We start from the raw sequence: 527 nt of genomic DNA on the forward strand, positions 1-527 counted from the left end.
TGCTCAGGTCGAAATCTGGTTCTGAGATAGAGAGTTGTTGACAGCTTGCTGACCTGGCCGCGGCCGGGTCCGACGCAGTACGGGGCCGGCTGGGAAGCCGGCCCTTTTGACAAGAGGACGCGAACGCACCATGGCCGACCTGCAACTGAAGTCGCTGCGCAAGGCGTTCGACGACGTCGTGATCCTGCACGGCATTGACCTCGAGGTTCGCGATGGTGAGTTCCTGGTGTTCGTGGGTCCGTCGGGCTGCGGCAAGTCGACGTTGCTGCGCTGCATTGCCGGCCTCGAAGACATCACGTCGGGCGAGCTCTACATCGGCGGCGAACTGGTCAACGACGTGCCGCCGGCCAAGCGCGGCATCGCGATGGTGTTCCAGAGCTACGCGCTGTACCCGCACATGACGGTGGCCGAGAACATGGCGTTCGGGCTGCGGCTGGCCGGGTTTTCGAAGGACGAGATGCGCACCGCGGTGCAGCGCGCGGCCCAGGTGCTGCAGATCGAGCACCTGCTGGAGCGCAAGCCCAAGG

Annotated in this window: 1 protein-coding gene; it reads left to right on the forward strand. The window is 64.9% G+C overall.

What is annotated here, in order from left to right:
* Positions 1–130 precede the first annotated feature (130 nt).
* Positions 131–527, forward strand: a 397-nt coding sequence (locus tag ACXJLU_RS33560; RefSeq protein WP_457338042.1) for an ABC transporter ATP-binding protein, incomplete at its 3' end; no start/stop codon positions are given.

The sequence above is a fragment of the Rhizobacter sp. P5_C2 genome (genome assembly GCF_054049715.1).